This window comes from Amycolatopsis sp. CA-128772 (genome assembly GCF_002904295.1).
Taxonomy (GTDB): domain Bacteria; phylum Actinomycetota; class Actinomycetes; order Mycobacteriales; family Pseudonocardiaceae; genus Amycolatopsis.
In genome coordinates this window covers 198092-215778 of record NZ_PPHG01000087.1, presented here as the reverse complement: position 1 = coordinate 215778, position 17687 = coordinate 198092, and the positions used below count along the sequence as shown (strand labels likewise).

The following is a 17687-nucleotide window of genomic DNA, read 5'->3' as shown; positions in this document are numbered from 1 at the left end:
CGATGAGTGTTCCCACGGACTTCCAGGCCAAGCTCGACGTCGACGACGGGACCGCCACGGTGTGGCTGTCCGGCGAACTCGACTCGCGCTCGGCGGCCGTGCTCGACGAGCTGGTCACCAGCGCCGTCGAACAGCGCGTCCGCCGGATCGTCCTGCTGGCGGGCGAGCTGACCTACCTGTCCTCGGCCGGGTTGCGCTGCCTGGTCTTCGCGCACCAGAAACTGGGCCGCAGCGGCGACATCGTGCTGGTCGGCGCCCGGCCGGAGGTGGCCGAGACGATCCGGCTGACCGGGTTCGACCGGGCGATCGTGATGCAGAGCCGGGCGGAACCCTGATGGCCGCGCGCAGGCTGCTGGTCAACAGCGGTGACGACGTCAACGGCGTGCTGGCCGGGCTCGTCGCCGAACTCGCCGCGCAGGGCGGGCTGGCCGCGCCCCAGGCGTACCGGCTGCGCCTGGCCGCGGACGAGATCACCACGAACATCGCCTGCCACGGCTACCGCGGCGAGCCGGGGGTGATCGACCTCGGCGGCTACGCGGCCCACGGGCGGGTGTGGCTGAGCATCGAGGACGACGCGCCGCCGTTCGACCCGCGCGGCCACCACCCCGACCCCCGGCTGTCGGCCGAGCCGCCGCTGCGTGCGGCGGGCGGCCTCGGCCTGCACCTGGCCCTGACCGTCGTCGACGAGTTCGGCTACGAGCACGTGCGCGGCCGCAACCGCAACGTCCTGGTGCTGCACCGGGAACGCCGCGGGCACCGGGGCGTCCCGACCGACGGAGGAAACGATGAGCGGTACGACCGCGCTTCTCGTCGCTGACAGCGAAGACCCCGCTCCCGAGCTCGAGCGGGTCCTGCGCGCGCAGGACATCGGCCTGACCAAGGTCAGCGCGGCCGGGTTCGCCGACCGGCCCGGCGGCCGGCTCGACGCCGACGTGCTGCTGGTGTCGGCCTCGCTCGGCCTGCAGCGGGTCGCGCTGATCGCGCAGCAGGTCGCGGTGACCGGCGCCTCGGCCACGCTGCTGGTGTTCCCGGAAGGGGAGGACTTCGGGTCGCTGGAGGCGTGCGCGCGCGGCGGGTTCGACTTCGTCGTCCCGCCCTACCTGCCGGGGCTGCTGCGGAGCCGGATGACCTCCTGCTGGGAGCGCTGGCAGCTGACCATGACGGTGGAGGAGATGGCGGCCGCGGCGAGCGTGCGCGAGTACGAACGCGACCTGAGCATCGCCCGGGAGATCCAGTCCGGGTTCCTGCCGCAGGAGCTGCCGTCGGCGCCGGGCTGGGAGTTCGCGTCGCGGTTCCGCCCGGCGCGGCAGGTGGCGGGTGACTTCTACGACGGCTTCGAGCTGGTCAACGGCCGCCGGCTGGGGTTCGTCGTCGCCGACGTCTGCGACAAGGGCATCGGCGCCGCGCTGTTCATGGCGCTGATCCGGACGCTGCTGCGGCACACCGCCGAGCACACCGGCACGCTGAGCCCGGTGGACGCCGTCCCCGACGTCGTCGCCGGCGGCCCGGCGCTGCCGCCGCTGCTGTCCCTCGGCGCCGGCCCGCTGATCCAGGCCGTGCTCGGCACCAACCGGTACATGGCCCGCAACCACCTCCGGCAGGGGTACTTCGCGACCGTGTTCTTCGGCGTGCTCGACCCGGATTCCGGGGCGCTGCTGTACATCAACGGCGGCCACAACCCGCCGGTGCTGGTGCGCGCGGACGGCGGGCACGAGCTGCTCACCCCGACCGGGCCCGCCGTCGGCATGATGCCGGGCAGCGCGTACACGCTCGGCCACACGAGCCTGCAGCGCGGCGACACGCTGTTCCTCTACACGGACGGGGTGGTCGAGGCCCGCGACCGGGCGGGTGCCCTCTTCGGCATGGACCGGATGACCGCGGTGGCCGGGCGGGCGGGGACGGCGGCCGAGAAGCTGCTGCTCGAAATGGAGGACGACCTGTCCCGGTTCGTCTCCGGCGCCGAGCAGTCCGACGACATCACCATGCTCGCCCTGCACCGGCGGAGCCGCCCGTGACGCCGTTCCCCGGCGGGAAGGTGCGCGGCAGCAGGGTCGCCGTCGTGGGCGGCAGCGTCGCCGGGTGCGCCGCGGCGATCGCGCTGGCCCGCGCGGGCTGCGCGGTCACCGTGTTCGAACGCAGCCGCGGCGTGCTGGCCGACCGCGGGTTCGGCATCGGGCTGGCCGGGCCCGCCTGGCAGGAGTTCGTCGACGCCGGCTACTTCGCCGCGGCCATGCCGGCCCTGACGTGCCGGTCGCGCTGGTGGGTCGTGCCGGACCCGGCGGCGGCCGAGACCGGGCGCCTCGCCTGGCGCCAGCCCCTGGACCTGCGGCTGACGAACTGGGGCCTCGCCTGGCGCGGCCTGCGCGAGCGCGTCCCGGACGCCGTCGCCTGGCACACGGCGACGGTGACCGGCGTGCGTGACACGGTCGCCGGCGTCGACGTCACCGCGGACGGCGCGACCGGCCGGTTCGACGTGGTGGTCGGCGCGGACGGGTACGCCTCCCTGGTCCGGCGCGTCGCCGGCGGCGGTCGTCCCGGGTACGCGGGCTACGCGCTCTGGCGCGGCAATTACCCGGTGTCGCGCCTCGGGAGCCTGCCGCCGGCGTTGCGCGGGGCCGGGGTGTCGGTGATGTTCCCGGGCGGCCACGCGGTCTGCTACCTCATCCCCGGCCTGCCGGGCGCGCAGACCCGGGTGAACTGGGCGGTGTACCTGCCGTTGCCGCGACCGGCCGGGCTGCTGTCCCTGCCCCCGGGCACGGTCGGCGACGGCCTCGCGGCCGCACTGGACCAGGTCGTCGAGACCCACTTCCCGCCGGCGTGGGCCCGCGTGGTCCGCGCGACGACCCGCGCCGAGCTGGCCCTGCAGCCGATCTACGACCTGGCTGTGCCCCGCTACGCCAAGGGCCGCCTGCTGCTGGCGGGTGACGCGGGAGCTTTGGCCCGCCCCCACGCGGGCGGCGGCGTGACGAAGGCGATCCAGGACGCACTGGCCCTGGAGTCGGCCTGCCACGAGCACCCCCGCTGGGACACGGTCCTGCCGGCGTACGACACGGCCCGCACGGCGAAGGGAGCGGAGCTGGTAGCCCTCGGCCGCCGGCTCGGCGCGGCCCAGGTGGGCCGGACCCCGGAGTGGACGACGATGGACGAGGAGGGCTTCCGCCGGTGGTGGCACTCCACGCTGGACGGCCGGCCCCGGTGACCGCCGGCGGCTCCCACCCGGAGCGGCGGCGGTTCAGAGGGGCGGCCCGCTCGGGGTGGATGATCTCCGCCGGGGCACCCGGATCCCGGCAGCCCCGCAGTGAGCCCACCGCAGTGGGCCCACCGCAGTGGGCCCGTGGCGGCCACCCGTAGGGGAGGCGGCCGCCACGGGCCGGTCAGGATGCCTGGTCTGCGTCGACCGGCTCCGGCATGCGGTGGTGGATCAGCTCGGCCAGCTCCGCGATCGAGGCCGCCTGCAGGAGCTCGCGCACGCTGATCGCGATGTCCAGCTCCGATCGCAGCCGGTAGGCCAGCTTCACCGCGAACAGCGAGTTCAACCCCAGCTGCGTCAGCGGCACGTCGAGCTGGACCTCGCCGGTGTCGATGCCGAGCAGGGCCGTCGTCCGGCGGAGCAGGTCCTCCGCGCACTCCTCCGGCGTGCTCGGGCCGCGGCGGGGGCGGTCTCGCGGCTCGTCGAACCGCTCCGCGGCAACGTGCCGGTGGGGCAGCGCGATCACCGGGGACGTCCACGCCCCGGCGCCGTCGTCGACCCAGTACCGCTCGCCCTGCCAGGGGTAACCCGGCAGCGGGACGAACGCGCCGCCTTCGGTGAGCCGCGCCCAGTCCGGGTCGCAGCCCGCCGCGTACGCGGTCGCCAGCGCCTGCAGCATCGTCGCCACTTCGGGCCGGTCGCGCTCGAGGGAGCCGGTGACCGTGGCGGCCGCCGCGCCCGCGGCCTCGATGCCGTCCTCGATCGCCGCGTGCAGGATCGGGTGCGGGCTGATTTCGACGAACAGCACCGGCCGCGGGTCGGCGAGCACCGTGCCGACCGCGTCGGCGAACCGGACCGGCAGCCGCAGGTTGTCCGCCCAGTAGCGGCCGTCCAGCTCGGCGCCGCCGACCACGCGGTTGCGCACGGTCGAGTACAGCGGCACCCGGCCTTCGCGCGGGCGCAGCCCGGCGAGCGACCGTTCGATGTCCGGGCAGAGCCCGGCCACCTGCGGCGCGTGCGACGCGTAGTCGACCTGCACCTGCCGGCAGTGGACGCCGGTCGCGCGCAGCGGCGCGACGACCTCGGCGAGCGCGCCGGGATCGCCGGACAGCACCGTCGCGTGCGGGCTGTTGACCACCCCGACGCAGACCCGGTCGGCGTGCGCACCGATGGCGCGGACCGCCCGGTCCTCGCCCAGCTGCACCGCCCACATCGCACCCGGCGTCCGGCGGCGGGCCAGCAGCCCGCTGCGCCGGCAGATCACCGCGGCACCTTCGGCGACGGTCAGCGCGCCGGCGGTGACCGCGGCGGCCACCTCGCCCATGCTGTGCCCGATCAGCAGCTCCGGTTCGACGCCCCGGCTGCGCCAGGACGCGGCCAGCGCCACCTGCACCGCCCACAGCACCGGCTGCACTTCGTCCATAGTGGACAGTGGGTGACCCGACTCCAGGGCCGCCAGCACGGAGAACCCGGCCTCGGCACGCACCGCCCGGTCGCACTCGGTCAGCCGCGCGGCGAACACCCGGTCGGTGCGCAGCAGCTCGCGGCCCATCCCGGGCCACTGCGAACCCTGCCCCGGGAAGACGAACACGACGCGGGGCGCGTGCACCGGCGCCGGCGGGGCGCCGTGCCCGCCGGCCACCGCGATCAGCTCGTCGGCCAGCTCGGCCCGGTTCCGGCCCACCACCGCCACCCGGCGTTCGTGGTGGGTGCGCCGGCTGCCGGCGGTGTGGCAGACGTCCGCTGCGGACGGCCCGTCGGGGGCGCTGAGCAGCTCGGCGGTCGCCGCGGCGAGCGTCCGCAGCGCGGTCGGATCCTTGGCGGACAACGGAAGCAGGTACGCCGGCGCGCTTTCGTCGTCCCGGGCCCGGCGCGGCGCGGGCACCGCCGGTGCCTCCGCCAGCACGGCGTGCGCGTAACCACCCGAGAGGCCGAAGGCGCTTACTCCGGCGAGGGCCGGGCGGCCGATCGGCGTCAGCGGTGTCCGTTCCCGCGCCAGCCGCAGCGGGCTGCCCGGCTCTTCGAAGACCGGCAGCGGCGTGCGGACGTGCAGCGTCTGCGGCAGCTCGCGGTGGTAGAGCGCCAGGGCCGCCTTCAGCAGCCCGACCACCCCGCCCGCGCCCTCGAGGTGACCGACGTTGGACTTGGCCGAGCCGACCAGGCACGGCCGGGCCGGGTCGCGCTGCTCGCCGAGCACCGTGGCCAGCGCGGCCAGCTCCACCGGGTCGCCCGCGGGGGTGCCGGGCCCGTGCGCCTCGACGAAGTCCACATCGGCCGGTGAGACACCGGCGTCTTCGTACGCCGCCCGCAGCATGGCTTCCTGGCCTTCGATGCCCGGCGTGGTGAGCGTGCCGCCACTGCGGCCGTCGCCGCGCACCGCGGTTCCGATGACCGTCGCGTAGGTCCGGTCGCCGTCGGCGTCCGCGTCCTCCTGCCGCTTGAGCACCAGCACCACGGCGCCTTCGCTGCGCACGTAGCCGTCGGCGTCCCGGTCGCCGAACCGGCAGCGCCCGGTGGGGGAGAGCATTTCCGCCTCGCTGAGCGCGAAGTACAGGTCGGGCGAGAGCAGCAGGTTCGCGCCGCCGACGATGGCGAGATCGATTTCGCCGGAGCGCAGCGCGCGGCCGGCCACGTGCACCGCCAGCAGGGCGGTGGCGCAGGTGGACTCCAGCGCCATCACCGGGCCGCGCACGTCGAGGTGGTAGGCGATCCGGCCCGCGGCCATTCCGCCGGCCTCGCCGCCCATCGCCGCGTGCAGGTCGTGGCGACCGGCCGCGCGCAACACGTCCCAGTATCCGGAATTGCACATGTTCACGTAGACGCCGGTATTGGAGCCGGCCAGTTCCGGCGCGGTCCGCCCGGCGTCTTCCAGGGCCTGCCAGGTGACTTCCAGCAGCATCCGCTGCTGCGGGTCCATTTGCTCCGCTTCGTTGGGCAGAATGCCGAAGAAACGTGCGTCGAATTGGTCGATCCGCTCCAGGAAGCCGCCGCTGCGGCTGCGGATGGTGTGCGGCTTTCCCATTTCGGGTGAGAACCACCGGTCGACGTCGAAACGGTCGTCCGGAACCTCGGTGACGGTGTCCTGCGCGGTCCGCAGCACCTCCCAGAACTGCTCCGGAGTTCCGGCGCCGGGCAACCGGCAGGCGGCTCCGACAATGGCGACACCCTGCTCGGCGGGAGTTTGCCGGGCACGGTTCCTGCTCGTCCGCAAGATCATAACTTCCCCTCGTGCTGCCGCGGGACACCAGTTGCGATCCCGGAATGGCGGGCATGACCTTTTGTGTTTGTCGTTCCCCAGTCGGCGGATCTGCTGCTCGTGGCCGTAACCGCCAATGGCGGTCCGTCGACACTGAGCAGGATCGGCGCACTGCGCACAGCCTGTCGCGCCGACCGACCGGTGGTCAACGACCAAATAACGGAATGCCGAAACGCCGTGGCCGCTATTCCGTCGCGGCAGGCAGGTGCAGGACGACGCCGGAGGGAATGAACTCCGGTGACTGCAGGGGGACGATGCGCATGGCCTGCACGCCGAGGTGCCCGTGGCGGAACAGCCGCACGGCCGACCGGTGCTCCAGGACTTCGTGACTTTCCCACCACTGGGCGAAAGCCGGGCTCAGCCGGGTGAACTCGGCGATGCGCGCGCGGATGTGCGGGTCGTCGGGGTGGCGGGCGCACTCGGCGCGCCAGCGGGCGACCGAGTCCCGCGTGACGACCTCCCAGTCCACCAGCCGTTCGCGCGCCAGCGGCGAGGAGAGCAGCCAGTGCAGGATGTTGCGTTCCGGCGGCGGCAGGACGGCCCAGTCGTCGTACCACTCGCAGGCCGCCTGGTTCCACGCGATCAGCGCGCAGTACTGGTCGGCGGCGTAGACCGGGTACGGGCTGTCGTCGAACTGGGCCACGATCTGGCGGATGAGGTCGGCGGCGGTGACGTCCGTCGTCAGTGGAGCGGCCTGGATGACCGAGCCGTGCGCGAGGCTGTGCACGTACCGGCGTTCGTCCTCGGTCAGCCGCAGCACCCGGGCCAGGCTGTCGAGGACTTCGCGCGACGGCTGGATCCCGCGGCCCTGTTCGAGGTAGGTGTACCAGGTGGGACTGAGTCCGGCGAGGACGGCGACCTCCTCGCGCCGCAGCCCGACGGTCCGCCGTCGTGGCCCGGCGGGCAGCCCGACTTCGTCCGGCGTGATGCGCTCGCGCCGGCTGCGCAGGAACTTGGCCAGTTCCCGGCGGCTATCGCCTGCCGTGGGCATGCCGACCTCGGGCGCGCGGAACGAACGGACGAAAATCCCCCAGGCAATGGGCCATTCGGACAGCATACGGGCCGCGCCCGTCGCATCCGGGCGGCCACGGCGGTCCGCTGGTGTGAACTTTCCGCCGATTTCCGGCGAAACGACCTAACAGGACTATTCGCCAGGCGGGCGTCCGGTCCGGAAAGCGGCCGGGTGGTCCTTTCTTCGATCAGCGTTTCGTGCTGGAGGACACGTCCGCGGCAGCGGTTCGTGCGGCGCCGGTCAACGCGGCCATCGCGACGGCGACCTTCCACCCGCAGTCCGGCGCGGCGGCGTGGAACTCGCCGGCCAGCGAGGTCGCCTCGGTGATCCGCCCGGCGAGCAGCAGGGCATCGATGAGGTAGGCCCGCAGATAGGGCGCCATCCACGGGAGAACGGCCCGATCGGCTTCGGCGAGCACGAGCGCCCGCCGCAGGTGCGAGATGGCGGCGGCCCCCCGGCCGAGATCGAGGTGCCCGATGGCCTCGGCGGCATGGGCGAAGAGGGCGGCATGCCGGTCCCGGTGGTGCGTGAGACCGGAGAGGACATCGGCGGCCTCCGAGCGCCGCCCGGCCACGGCGAGCAGCCAGCCCCGGTAGGCGCGCAGCCGTTCGCGGTGCGGGGAAGCGGCGGCCGCGGCGGCGAGCAGGGCATCGGCTTCCCCGGGGTCCTGACGCCCGAAGGCCAGGCACATCGCGCGGAGCAGGACGGGATGCGGATCATCGGGATGGTGGCGCAAGGAGTTGCCGGCCGCGGCGTGGCCGGGCCGGGGACCGGTGGCGGGGTTTTGCGGCGGCTCGCCGGGAGCGGAGGTGGCGGGGCTGCGCCCCGGCCGCGCACCGCCGGGTTCGGCATGGTCGAGAGCAGGACGGCGGCCGGTACCGCCGAGGTCGGCGCGCTCGAGGGCACGGTCGGAACCGGTGCTGGGGGGTTCGGTGTGGTCTGGGGTCGCGCCGGTTTCTTTGCCGCTGCGGTAATCGGTTTCCGGCCGTGCCCCGCCGCCGGTGCCTGCGCCGCGGCGGTGATCGGTTTCCGGCCGTGCCCCGCCGGGGTCGACGTGGCCGAGGGGCGCGCTGGCGGAATCCTGCTGGTGGCCGGGTGTTGCGCCGCCGGGGTAATCGGTTTCCGGCCGCGCCTCTCCGCCGATTCCTGCGCTGCCGCGGTGATCGGTTTCCGGTCGTCCGCCGCCGGGCTCGGCGTGGCCGAGGGCTGCGCCGGAGCCCGCCTCGCCGCGGTGATCGCTTCCCGGCCGACCGCCCGCAAGCCGGCCGCCGGTCGGCCGAGCGTGGTGGCTCGCCCCGCCGCCACGGGCCGGCTGGTCCAACGCCTCGAAGGCCTCCGCCGCGCGGCCCCGCAGCAAGTGCACCGCCGCCTTCACCAGCGCCACCTCCGCGCCCGCTCCGCTCCACGCCGCCAGGCGGCACAGGTCCTCCACCTGGTCCAAGGCCAGGGATTCCCAAGCGCGCGCCACCGCCGCCAGCAGGTGGGCGACGCCGCGGCACGTCAACGCCGGGCCCTCGGCCGGGGGTGCGTCCGTGAGGCGCCAGCGTCCGCCCTCGTGGATCATGCGCGTGCGCAGCTCCTGCCGGACCACGATGTCGTGCAGCAGGCCCGGGTTGCCCGCCGTGGCCGCGTGCAACGCCTCCGTCGTCGCCGAGCGGACCGGGCCGTCCATCAGCTTCGCCAGGACCGCGCCCACCTCGTCGAGCGACAGCGGGGGCAGCCGGACCGTCTTGATCCCGCGTTCGTAGCGCAGGCAGTCCACCGGGTCGCCGCCGCCCGGGCGGGGCGCCGGGACCGGGTGGGTGAGCAGCAGGAACGCCCCCGCGTGCCGGTTGAGGTGCTGCAGCACCAGCATCGTCGCGTGGTCGGCCAGGTGCGCGTCGTCGGCCAGCAGCACCGGGCGGCGGCCCGCGGCCAGCGCCCGCACCGCGTCCGCGACCTCCCGGACCGCGTCGCGGCCCGCCGGCGGGGCCGCGCCCGCCGGCAGCAGGTGCCGCAGCGACGAGAACGGCTCGTGCCCGCCCGGGCGGACCTCCAGCAGCGCGTCCCGCCCGGGATCGAGGCCCGCCAGCGCCTTGCGCACCACGCTGGTACGGCCGATGCCCGGCTCCCCGACGACCACGAGCGGGTCCGGCTCGCGTTCGGCGAGGCGGGACCGGATCCGTTCGAGGTGCTCGGCGCGGCCGACGAAGTGCCAGTCCATCGGATTCCCCTTTCCGCTGGTGGATGAGTGTTCACGCTCGCCCGGACAGCGGAACCGGTCAAGATCGAGCTGACGGAGTGTGACCAGTTCCGTCACTCAACCGAGTGCAGGCATTCCCAGTACCACTACAAGCCGGTTCTGTTTGGTGAGCGCTCACCGGAGCAAGCTCGAAGAACAGAACGGACTGGAGGCCGGTGGGATGAGCGGACGCGTGCGGCACGGCGGAGATCCACGGCGACACGGGACGGTGGTGCTCCGGTGATCCCGGCGGTCCTCCTGCTCGCCGGGGTCGCCCTGCTCGTGCTGACGTGGCTGAGCGTGCTGCGCACGGTGTTCACCCCGCGCCAGCGGTCCGGCCGGCTGATGCGGGTGGCCGTCCGGGGCGTCGGCGGCGGGGGAGCCGCCCTCGCCCGGTGGCTGCCGCCCGGTGGCCGCGAGCGCGTGCTGGACCTGTGCGCCCCGCTCGCGTTGATGCTCGTCGGCGGTGGCTGGGTCGTGGCCACCTTCGCCGGGGCCGCGCTGCTTTCCCCGGCACTGGCCGGGATTCCGCCGACGCCGGGCGGGATCGCCCGGTTCATGGTGCTGCGCGACGACTCCGGGGCGGCCGTGCTGGCCGTCGCGGGCTGGCTCGCCGTGCTGCAGGTGCTGCTCGTGTTCGGGCTGCACCTTTCGCGGATCATCGCCGCCTACAGCCGTCGCGAACGGATGGTCGCCGCGCTGTCCACGCACAGCACCAAGCCGTCCGAAGCGGAGTTCCTGCTCGCCGAGCACCTGCGGTTCGGCTCGCGGGAACACCTCGACGACCTGTTCCGGCAGTGGACCGCCTGGCTGGCCGACATCCGGGCGACCCACACCGGGTACCCGGCGCTGACCTGCTTCCGGCCCGCCGGCGAGCTGTGCTGGCTGGACGCGGCGGTGCTGGTGCTCGACGCCGCCGCACTGACCCACGCCGTCGCGCCCGCGTGGGCCCCGCACAGCGCGCGTTCGGTGCTCGACGCCGGTTCGAGCTGCCTGCCGGCCCTGGCGCGGCAGCTCGGGATCGACCTGCCGCGGCCCGCGGTGAGCCTCCAGGGGAGGGAGGAACGCGGGTTCGAACACAGCGTCCGCGTGGCCGTGCTCGCCGGTCTGCCCGAGCAGCGCGGCTACGGCGAGGCGTGGGCGCACTTCCAGGACTGGCGCACGCGGTACGCGCCGCAGGCCGCGGCGATGCGTGTCCGGTTGCACTACGCCCACGGCGAGGACGAGCTCGCCGTGGGCCGGGTCGGCCGCGCCGCGGCCTGATCCACGGCACCAGAAGCAAACCGTCTGGGGGAACCATGACCACTGCCCGCATCGAGAGCTTCGTCCCGGTCGCACCCGCCGATCCGGTGGACCTGTCCGCCTTCTGCCAAGAGCTGTTCGCCTCCTTCGCCCGGTCCGACCAGCGCCGCTGGGGCGAGGTGTACGTCCGCGGGCTGTACTCCCTACCGGGCCGCAAGACGATCCGCCGGATCTCCGACCACGTCGTCGGCTGGCGCGCCGACCAGTCGCTGCAGCAGTTCGTCAACCAGAGCCCGTGGCACTGGGCCCCGGTCCGCGGCGCACTGGCGCGCGCGGTCGCGGGCACGCTGCGGCCGCGGGCGCTGGTGATTTCTGAAGCGGTGTTCCCGAAGAACGGCGCCAGCTCGGTCGGCGTGGCCAAGCAGTTCGCCCCGAGCTGCCAGCGGGTGCTCAACTGCCAGCTGGGCCTCTCGGTGTTCCTCGCCTGCGACGAAGGCAGCGTGCCGGTCGACTGGCGGCTGCAGCTACCGAGGGAGTGGGACGAGGACAGCGCGCGCCGGACGCGTTCACGGGTGCCCTCGGGCGAGCGGCACCGGCCGCGCTGGGCGCACGTCATGGAGATGCTGGACGAGATGCTCGACGGCTGGGACCTGCCCGCGCTGCCGGTGCTCGTCGACGCCCGGCACGAGCGGCACGTCGAGGCGTTGCTGCGCGGGCTGGAACGCCGGGGCCTGCACTACGTCGTGCAGGTTTCCGAGGACACCCCGGTGGCGGGCGCGGTGCCGGCGGCGGCACTCGGCGCGCCGCAGCCCCGGACCGCGGGCGAGCTGGTGCGCCAGGCCCGCCGGCTCGGCCGGATGACGATGAACTGGCGCGAAACCGCGCACGGGCAGGCGAGCATTTCGCAGTTCGTGCTGGCCCCGCTGGCGCTCACCGGCCGCGGCCCGGCCCCGGCGCGGCTGCACCGCGGCACCCGGCAGCTGCTGGCCGAGCGGGTGTCCGGGCGGGCGCAGCCGGACCTGATCCACCTGACCAACATCACCCAGGCCCGGATGCCCGACCTGGTGCACCTGGTGCGCCGGCACCGCGGCGTCGCCGAGGACCTGACCCGCCTGCACGACGAATCGGGCCTGGCCGACTTCGAGGGCCGGTCCTTCCGCGGCTGGCACCACCACGTGACGCTGGCTTCGGTGGCGCACGCCTACCGGATCCTCCAGGAGAACGCCTACCGAGGCGTTCCGGAGGCCGCCCGGACCGCGGCCGGCGACGCGTGGCTCCGGCCGTACGCGTGAATCCCGTGACGGGAGCCCGGTTGCGCGGCATCGAGCTGTTCGCGGGGCTCGACGCCGGCCGCCTGGACTGGCTCGCGGCGGCCGGCACGCACCAGGTCCTGCGCGACGGCGAAAGGCTGTTCGACGACGGCCAGCACGCGGAGCACTTCTACGTGTTGCTGTCCGGAGAACTGCTGCTGAGCAAGCGGATCGACGGCCGCGAGCAGATCGTCGGCCGCCACTTCGCCGACCCGGCGGCGGCACCGCACGCGGCCGACAAACCGCCGGCCGCCCACCAGTACACGGGCGAGCTGCCCCTGCTGGCGGGCGGCGGTTACGTGGCGGCGGCGACGGCGGTCGGCCCGGTGGAGCTGCTCACCTACGACCGGGACACGTTCCTGCGGATGCTGGTCCGCTGCCCGGAGATCTGCCGGGTGCTGCTGCCGGTGCTGGTCTGGCGCATCCGCTCGTACGAGGCCCAGGCGGGCCGCCGCACGATGGTGGAGGGCCTGGGAACCCTGGCGGCGGGCCTGGCGCACGAGCTGAACAACCCGGTCGCGGCGGTGGTCAGAGCGGCCGCGGAGTTCGACCGGACGGCCACGGAGACGATCGAGGCGGCAACGGCCTGGGGCACGACGGCACTACCGGAGGAAAGGGCGGCGATCGACCGGCTGGTGAGTGCGGCGGAAGGGGATCCGGACCCCCCGGCCGGCGAGCGGCCGGGGCGGGATCGGCCGGCGAATCCCGCGTCGGTGCAGCCGGAGCCGTCGGCGGCAACCGGCCGGGGCGCCACGGTCGGCGAGCGGCCAGGGCTCGACGGGGTGGTGAGCCCGGCGGCTGCGCGCCAGGGGCCGTCGGCCTCGCCGGCAACCGGCCGGGGCGCCACGGCCGCCGAACCGCCGCCGCTCGCCGAGCCGGATCCCCTCGCCGTCGCGGAAGCCATCGATGCCGTCGCCGACTGGCTCGACGCGGCCGGCGTCCCCGGCTCCGCCGACCTTTCGCCCGCCCTCGCCGGGGTCACCACCGCCGGCCTCGACACCCTGGCCGCGGCCGTCCGCCCCGCGGTGCTCGACCTCGCCGTGCGCCTGCTCGCCGGGCGGCTCTCGGCGCGGGCCCTCGCCGCCGACGCGCAGGCTGCGGGGCGGGCGATCAGCGCGCTGGTCGCCTCCGCGGCCGCCTATTCCGACCTCGGCCGCGCCCCGGACCGCGAGGTCGACGTCGTCGAGGGTGTCGAAGCCACCCTTCAGGTCCTGGCTCCCACCCTCACGGGCCTCGACGTCGTCCGCGACTTCGCGCCGCTGCCGCGGGTGACCGCGGACCTCGGCGAGCTCAACCAGGTCTGGACCCACCTCCTCCGCAACGCCGCGGAGGCCATGGGCGGCCGGGGCGAACTGCGGCTGACCACCCGCCGGGAAGGCCCCTGCGCCGTCGTCGAAGTCCGCGACAGCGGGCCCGGCATCCCGCCGGACCTGCTGCCGCGGCTCTTCCAGCCCTTCTTCACCACCAAGGACATCGGCCACGGCACCGGCCTCGGCCTGCACCTGTGCCACGAGATCGTCACCGTCCGGCACAACGGCTCGATCGAGGCGGTGTCCGTGCCGGGGGACACCCGGTTCGTCGTCCGGCTGCCGGTGTCCGCGCGGCCGGGCGTCAGCTCCGGAGGGCCCGGCGCCAGTAGCCGGTGACGCTCCGCCGCAGCGCCTCGGGGTCGACGCTCGCCGGATCGAGCAGGCGTTGCAGCGCGATCCCGCGCAGCTGCCCGACGACGGCGGTCGCGACCTCGTCCGCGCGGACGTCCGGGTCGACCGTGCCGTCGGCGATCCCGGCCTCGACGTCTTCGCGCAGGTCGGCGCGGAAGGCCGCGTCGCGCTCGCGGAAGATCGGCGCCAGCTCCGGCTGGGTGGCGGCTTCCGCCCACAGCACCAGGAACGCCTGGGTGAACACCCCGATCCGGCCGAGCTCGCCGAGGTAGCCGCCGATCAGCCGCAGCAGGCGGTCGAGCCCCGGCGGCACGTCCTCGAGCCCCGGGACGAACCCGGCCTGCGTGGCCCGCGCGAGCCGTTCGACCAGGGCCTGCTTCCCGCCGAAGTGGTGGGTGACGATCCCGCGGCTGTACCCGGCGCGTTCCCCGACGCGGGCCAGGGTCAGCGAGCGCACGCCCTGCTCGACGACGAGCTCGGCGGCGGCGGTCAGCAACGCGGCCTCGGCCTGGTCGCGGCGTTCCTGCTGGGTGCGGCGTGCGCTCGGCATGCCGGGAGTCTAGCAAAGTAACTTGCGTGTCGACCAACAAGTATGTTTAAGCTGAAGGCGGAAGAGAGAGGTCCTGATGATCGAAATCGAAGAACGCGCCCTCGACACGCTGCTCGCCGACGACCCGGGCGGCCCGGTCGTGATGCTCAACCTGCTGCGGTTCCGCCCGGACGGCGGCCGCGAAAGTTACCGGCGCTACGCCGAAGCCCTGAACCGCGGGGTGAACGCCCGCTACGGCCTGACGGTCGAGTACCTCGGCCACGGCGGGCCGGCGCTCGTCGCCGAGGACGGGCAGGCGTGGGACATGGTGGCGCTCGTCCGCTACCCGGACCGGACGGCGTTCGCGGCCATGGTCCGCGACCCCGAATACCGGGCGATCGCCCACCTGCGTACCGAAGCGCTGGTGGAATCCGTGCTGCAGCCGACCACACCGGCGGGTCTTTGATGCCCGCGGTGTTCGTCCACGGGAACCCCGAAACGGCGGCGGTGTGGGACCCGCTGCTCGCCGAGCTCGGACGCACCGACGTGGTCTGCCTTTCGCCGCCCGGCTTCGGCGCGCCGCTGCCCGCCGGATTCGACGCGACCCCCGCCGGCTACCGCGACTGGCTCGTCGCGGAACTGGCGGCGTTCGGCGAGCCGGTGGACCTGGTCGGCCACGACGTCGGCGGCGGGCACGTCGTGAACGTCGTGCTGAGCCACCCGGAGCTGGTCCGCAGCTGGGTCAGCGACGCACTCGGCGTCCACGACCCCGGGTACGAGTGGCACGAACTCGCCCGTCGCTGGCAGACGCCGCGTGCCGGCGAGGCCGACGTCGCGGCGCGGTTCGGCGGGCCGGCCGGGGACCGCGCGGCGGTGCTGGTGGAGCGGGGGATGGGTGCCGCCGTCGCGGCCCGCGTCGCGGCGGGGCAGGACGCGGCGATGGGCCGCGCGGTGCTCAGCCTGTACCGGGCCGCCGCCGCGGCGGGCGCTCCCGGCCTGGGCGTGGCGCTGGAACGCGCGGCGACCCGGCCGGGACTGGCCATCCTGGCCACCGCCGACCACGTCGTCGGCACCGAAGCCCAGCGCCGCCGGTCGGCCGCCCGCGCGGGCGCGCGGGTCGCCGTCCTCGACGGACTGGGCCACTGGTGGATGACCCACGACCCGGCCCGCGCCGCCGCGGCGCTGACCGGGTTCTGGGCGACGATCCCCTGACGGTCAGCGGGCGGCGCAGGCCAGCCCGGACAACGGCTGCGCGGTCCCGGACACGACGGCGCCCCAGGTCGTCGTCGCCCCGGCGCCCAGTGACCCGTTGTAGGACTGGCCGGCCGCCTGCACCTGCCGGCCGGTCTGGGTCAGCGCGGCGTTCCAGGAGTTGGTCACCTGCTGGGTGTCCGCGAACGAGAACGACGTGGTCCAGCCGGAAACCGGCGTCGATCCGCTGTTGCGCACGGTGAACTGCAGCTGGTGGCCACCGTTCCAGGTGGACGTGACCGCGGCGGTCGCCGTGCACGACACCCCGGCCGGGCTGGTCGGCGTGGTCGTCGGCGTCGTGGGGGTGGTGGTCGGACCGGTGGGTGTGGTCGTCGGCGTGCCGCTGCCGGTCGTGTAGCTGATGGCGGTGTAGGCGGGTGAGCACCCGGACAGGCACTGGTCCGGCAGCGTGAAGCGGTAGACGCGGCCGTCGTTGACCAGCGCGTCGCTCGAGTCGCGGACCCGGATCGCGTAGGCGGTGCCCGCCGTGGCGGTCGGGCCGATGACGAAGGCCTGCCCCAGATCGCTGTCCGGCTGCGCCTGCTGCCAGGTGCCGTCCGCGCCGAGGAATTCCACGCCGTGGACGCCGTTGGGCAGGTGCGACACGGCGATGGCCGTCCAATACCGTTGCGCGCCTTGGAGGAAGCCGAGGTTCAGGTCGCCGGTGTAGCCCGGGGCCGGCACGTAGGACCACGAGACCTGCCGGTTGTTCCAGTGCGCCGGGTTCATGTCCCCGACCGAGGCGCCGTTCTTGACGAACCGGTTCAGCGACGCGGTCGAGAGGTCGAGGTGGCCGGGATCGTCGCGGCACCAGGCGTTCGCGTCGCCGCAGCTGTCCGCGACGACCATGGTCAGCTGGGCGCCGGCGTAGCCGTCGGTCACCCAGGAGCCGTTGCGGCAGAACGGTTGTCCCGGCGCGCCGTCGTTGACGCCGGTGCAGTAGCCGCCGATGGTGACCTGCACGAATCGCCCGCAGTTGCGGCCGTTGTCCCACAGCCCGATTTTGGCGGCCTGCGCCGGCGGGATCGGCCGCGGGTAGAAGCTGTAGTCGCCCGGGGTCCGGTAGACGTTGAGGGCCACGAAATCGGGCGAGTCGAGCATTTCCTGGGGCAGGCCGCAGCCGCCGTAGGGCGCGCCGAGCGCGTCGAAGTGGGTGGCGTTGCCGGTGACCGGCGTCGCCGGCGCGGCGCCCGACGGCCACGGCCACAGCACGGAAACACCCAGCACCAGCAGGGCGACCGCGGCGAGCACGGCCGGCCGCGCGGCACCCCGGCGGGAGGCGGACCCCATGGACTCTCCTTCCGCCTTTCGTGCCGGGGCAGGCGGAAGCGACCCCGGTGGCGACTTCTGGAAGCGCTCCCAGAGTCCTCCGGGGCCGGGCGGTTTGTCAATCGCCGGGTGCGCCCACGCGCCCGGGCCACCGCCGCGGCCCGGGCGCGAGCCGAGGTCCGCTCAGGGCCGCCAGGCCGGGTCGCGGCCGAGGAAGCCCATCAGCCGGTCCTGCGCCGAGGCGTCCTCGGCGACCGGCACCGCCGGGCCGAACTGCGCGCTGCCGCGCAGCACCTCCTCCATCGGCCGCATCCCGGCCAGCGTGGCGGCGCAGCGTTCTTCACCGAGGTCGGGCTCGCGGCCGAGGGCTTTGGCGAGATCCCAGCTGTGGAGCCAGATGTCGTTGGTGTAGAACTGGTCGAGCGCCTCGTCCACCGGCCGGTCGCCGGTGTGCGGGTTGCTCAGCACCCGCCCGGCGGGGTCTTCGACGATGGCCTGGATGTCGGCGACGTGCTGCTTCCAGGCGGCCGCCGGGTCGGCGTCGACGGCCAGCGCGGGCAGCTCGATCCCGGCGCCGCCGAGGAAGGCCCGCGACCATTCGACGAGGTGCTTCACGACGTCGAGCGCCGTCCACTCCGCGACCGGGCTGGGCCGGGTCCAGTCGCCGGCCGAGGCCGACTCCGTCAGCTCGGTGAAGCGGGCCGCGTCCTGCGCGTGCCGCTGAGCGGGTCCGGTGGATGTCATTC

General features: G+C 74.5%; 15 protein-coding genes. 9 read left to right on the top strand and 6 right to left on the bottom strand.

Annotated elements, in window-relative coordinates; all coding sequences use genetic code 11:
- Window positions 1–2 precede the first annotated feature (2 nt).
- From C2L59_RS38610 to C2L59_RS38595, 4 genes are read left to right on the top strand one after another with little or no spacing between them, the layout of a single operon-like run.
- The gene (locus tag C2L59_RS38610; protein WP_103354533.1) at window positions 3–335 is read left to right on the top strand and encodes an STAS domain-containing protein; all 333 of its coding nucleotides are present in this window, start codon (window positions 3–5) and stop codon (window positions 333–335) included.
- Window positions 335–817, top strand: coding sequence for an ATP-binding protein (locus tag C2L59_RS38605; RefSeq protein WP_103354532.1), 483 nt, complete (start codon window positions 335–337; stop codon window positions 815–817). Before C2L59_RS38610 ends, C2L59_RS38605 begins: the two co-directional genes overlap by 1 nt.
- Window positions 786–2015: a PP2C family protein-serine/threonine phosphatase gene (locus tag C2L59_RS38600; protein ID WP_103354531.1), complete on the top strand. Its 1230-nt coding sequence runs from the start codon at window positions 786–788 to the stop codon at window positions 2013–2015. Before C2L59_RS38605 ends, C2L59_RS38600 begins: the two co-directional genes overlap by 32 nt.
- Window positions 2012–3199 carry an FAD-dependent monooxygenase gene (locus tag C2L59_RS38595; RefSeq protein WP_103354530.1) on the top strand — a complete coding sequence of 396 codons (1188 nt, stop codon included), beginning with the start codon at window positions 2012–2014 and terminating at the stop codon, window positions 3197–3199. Before C2L59_RS38600 ends, C2L59_RS38595 begins: the two co-directional genes overlap by 4 nt.
- Before the next feature lie 175 nt (window positions 3200–3374).
- Here the strand turns inward: C2L59_RS38595 and C2L59_RS38590 are convergent, their stop codons facing one another.
- The 3 genes from C2L59_RS38590 to C2L59_RS38580 form a co-directional block, all read right to left on the bottom strand.
- Window positions 3375–6407 carry a type I polyketide synthase gene (locus C2L59_RS38590; protein ID WP_103354529.1) on the bottom strand — a complete coding sequence of 1011 codons (3033 nt, stop codon included), beginning with the start codon at window positions 6405–6407 and terminating at the stop codon, window positions 3375–3377.
- Window positions 6408–6630: 223 nt separating this feature from the next.
- Entirely contained in the window at window positions 6631–7437 is an 807-nt protein-coding gene (locus C2L59_RS38585) for a helix-turn-helix transcriptional regulator (protein WP_103354577.1), read from the bottom strand.
- Window positions 7438–7645: 208 nt separating this feature from the next.
- A complete protein-coding gene (locus tag C2L59_RS38580; protein WP_103354528.1) occupies window positions 7646–9661 on the bottom strand; it encodes an ATP-binding protein in 2016 nt (671 codons plus the stop codon).
- A gap of 258 nt (window positions 9662–9919) precedes the next feature.
- Here C2L59_RS38580 and C2L59_RS38575 point away from each other — a divergent pair, with 258 nt between their 5' ends.
- From C2L59_RS38575 to C2L59_RS47630, 3 genes are read left to right on the top strand one after another with little or no spacing between them, the layout of a single operon-like run.
- Window positions 9920–10942 (top strand): hypothetical protein, encoded by a 1023-nt coding sequence (locus C2L59_RS38575; protein ID WP_103354527.1) that lies wholly within the window; start codon window positions 9920–9922, stop codon window positions 10940–10942.
- A 35-nt stretch (window positions 10943–10977) separates the two neighbouring features.
- Complete coding sequence (locus tag C2L59_RS38570) at window positions 10978–12213, top strand: transposase (protein WP_103354526.1); 1236 nt, start codon at window positions 10978–10980, stop codon at window positions 12211–12213.
- A gap of 5 nt (window positions 12214–12218) precedes the next feature.
- Window positions 12219–13877, top strand: a complete 1659-nt coding sequence (locus C2L59_RS47630) for an ATP-binding protein (RefSeq protein WP_158263136.1) — start codon at window positions 12219–12221, stop codon at window positions 13875–13877.
- Here C2L59_RS47630 and C2L59_RS38550 read toward each other — a convergent pair.
- A complete protein-coding gene (locus C2L59_RS38550; protein ID WP_103354524.1) occupies window positions 13843–14442 on the bottom strand; it encodes a TetR/AcrR family transcriptional regulator in 600 nt (199 codons plus the stop codon). The genes C2L59_RS47630 and C2L59_RS38550 overlap by 35 nt on opposite strands.
- A gap of 76 nt (window positions 14443–14518) precedes the next feature.
- Between C2L59_RS38550 and C2L59_RS38545 the strand changes: the two genes are divergently transcribed.
- Window positions 14519–14887, top strand: a complete 369-nt coding sequence (locus C2L59_RS38545) for a DUF1330 domain-containing protein (RefSeq protein WP_103354523.1) — start codon at window positions 14519–14521, stop codon at window positions 14885–14887.
- Window positions 14887–15633, top strand: coding sequence for an alpha/beta fold hydrolase (locus C2L59_RS38540; RefSeq protein ID WP_103354522.1), 747 nt, complete (start codon window positions 14887–14889; stop codon window positions 15631–15633). The genes C2L59_RS38545 and C2L59_RS38540 overlap by 1 nt, the downstream gene beginning before the upstream one ends.
- Window positions 15634–15636: 3 nt before the next feature.
- Here C2L59_RS38540 and C2L59_RS38535 read toward each other — a convergent pair whose 3' ends face one another.
- A complete protein-coding gene (locus C2L59_RS38535; protein WP_103354521.1) occupies window positions 15637–16962 on the bottom strand; it encodes a cellulose binding domain-containing protein in 1326 nt (441 codons plus the stop codon).
- A gap of 162 nt (window positions 16963–17124) precedes the next feature.
- A complete protein-coding gene (locus tag C2L59_RS38530) occupies window positions 17125–17685 on the bottom strand; it encodes a maleylpyruvate isomerase family mycothiol-dependent enzyme (protein WP_103354520.1) in 561 nt (186 codons plus the stop codon).
- Between the last annotated feature and the right edge of the window lie 2 nt (window positions 17686–17687).

Excerpts from the sequence above, each read along its gene's own strand:
- C2L59_RS38610 (WP_103354533.1), top strand. The coding sequence starts at position 3 with ATGAGTGTTCCCACGGACTTCCAGGCCAAGCTCGACGTCGACGACGGG.
- C2L59_RS38605 (WP_103354532.1), top strand. The coding sequence starts at position 335 with ATGGCCGCGCGCAGGCTGCTGGTCAACAGCGGTGACGACGTCAACGGC.
- C2L59_RS38600 (WP_103354531.1), top strand. The coding sequence starts at position 786 with ATGAGCGGTACGACCGCGCTTCTCGTCGCTGACAGCGAAGACCCCGCT.
- C2L59_RS38590 (WP_103354529.1), bottom strand. The coding sequence starts at position 6,407 with ATGATCTTGCGGACGAGCAGGAACCGTGCCCGGCAAACTCCCGCCGAG.
- C2L59_RS38585 (WP_103354577.1), bottom strand. The coding sequence starts at position 7,437 with ATGCCCACGGCAGGCGATAGCCGCCGGGAACTGGCCAAGTTCCTGCGC.
- C2L59_RS38580 (WP_103354528.1), bottom strand. The coding sequence starts at position 9,661 with ATGGACTGGCACTTCGTCGGCCGCGCCGAGCACCTCGAACGGATCCGG.
- C2L59_RS38570 (WP_103354526.1), top strand. The coding sequence starts at position 10,978 with ATGACCACTGCCCGCATCGAGAGCTTCGTCCCGGTCGCACCCGCCGAT.
- C2L59_RS38550 (WP_103354524.1), bottom strand. The coding sequence starts at position 14,442 with ATGCCGAGCGCACGCCGCACCCAGCAGGAACGCCGCGACCAGGCCGAG.
- C2L59_RS38545 (WP_103354523.1), top strand. The coding sequence starts at position 14,519 with ATGATCGAAATCGAAGAACGCGCCCTCGACACGCTGCTCGCCGACGAC.
- C2L59_RS38540 (WP_103354522.1), top strand. The coding sequence starts at position 14,887 with ATGCCCGCGGTGTTCGTCCACGGGAACCCCGAAACGGCGGCGGTGTGG.
- C2L59_RS38535 (WP_103354521.1), bottom strand. The coding sequence starts at position 16,962 with ATGGGGTCCGCCTCCCGCCGGGGTGCCGCGCGGCCGGCCGTGCTCGCC.
- C2L59_RS38530 (WP_103354520.1), bottom strand. The coding sequence starts at position 17,685 with ATGACATCCACCGGACCCGCTCAGCGGCACGCGCAGGACGCGGCCCGC.